Origin of the sequence: Arthrobacter sp. SO3 (genome assembly GCF_020532825.1) — a bacterium.
GTDB lineage: Bacteria > Actinomycetota > Actinomycetes > Actinomycetales > Micrococcaceae > Arthrobacter.
Genome location: NZ_MQTS01000246.1, coordinates 32,031 through 32,724 on the forward strand (window position 1 = coordinate 32,031; position 694 = coordinate 32,724).

General features: G+C 68.3%; 1 protein-coding gene and 1 pseudogene. Both read right to left on the reverse strand.

The genetic code is table 11. The features are described from left to right. Nucleotides 1-60: 60 nt before the first annotated feature. Nucleotides 61-354 (reverse strand): YciI family protein, encoded by a 294-nt coding sequence (locus tag BJQ90_RS22160; protein WP_226762332.1) that lies wholly within the window; start codon nt 352-354, stop codon nt 61-63. A gap of 58 nt (nt 355-412) precedes the next feature. Beyond that, nucleotides 413-694 (reverse strand): annotated as a pseudogene (locus BJQ90_RS22165) (hypothetical protein); the annotation flags it as partial.

Consider the following 694-nt stretch of genomic DNA (forward strand, 5'->3'; position numbering starts at 1 on the left):
TCCCAGGCTGACCGAGGTCACATGGACTCCTTGTTATTAATTAGGTCTGGCGGGGGACGGTTAGGCCGCGTGGCCGGCCAGCAGGCCGGTCAGGGGGGCCCAGGCCGTCGTGCGGGTGCCGGAGATGGCACCGGCACCGGCGAAGGGGTCCTGCTTGAGGACCTCGTTCAGTGCCTGCTCGTCGGAGGCCTTGAAGATGAGCAGGGCACCGGCGCCGTCACCGTAGGGGCCACTGGCGAGCAGCGTTCCCTTCTGGGCAAGTCCTGCGGTCCATTCGCGGTGTGCGGGGCGGCTGGCGTTGCGGGCATCGGAGGATTCGGCGTCGTATACGTACTCAACAGCAAAAACAGTCATAGAGATACACTATCGCCCCGTTGGCCAGCTACCCATCCGGGCGCCGTGGCGGGTGGCCTCAGCCGAGGACGAGCACCTTGGCCAGGGCGGCGACGCCGGCCGCCCACAGCAGCGAGGTGAGCGTGCCAATGATGAAACGCTCCGCGGCGACCGGCGTCTCCTTCAGTTCCGCAAAGCGGCCAAGGCCCTTGATCGCGACCACGTAGGCGATGGCGACGGGTTCGCCGGCGAGGATCGCGAGGCAGACCGCCAGCCGCTCGAGCACCCCGATGATCGCGCCGCCGCGCAGGATCCGGACGCTGCTGATTGAGGTGGCCGCGGGGCCTGCGGGGGTGGTGGT

What these genes read in the sequence shown, in the direction of transcription:
- BJQ90_RS22160 (WP_226762332.1), bottom strand. Translation starts at nt 354, where the DNA reads ATGACTGTTTTTGCTGTTGAGTACGTATACGACGCCGAATCCTCCGAT.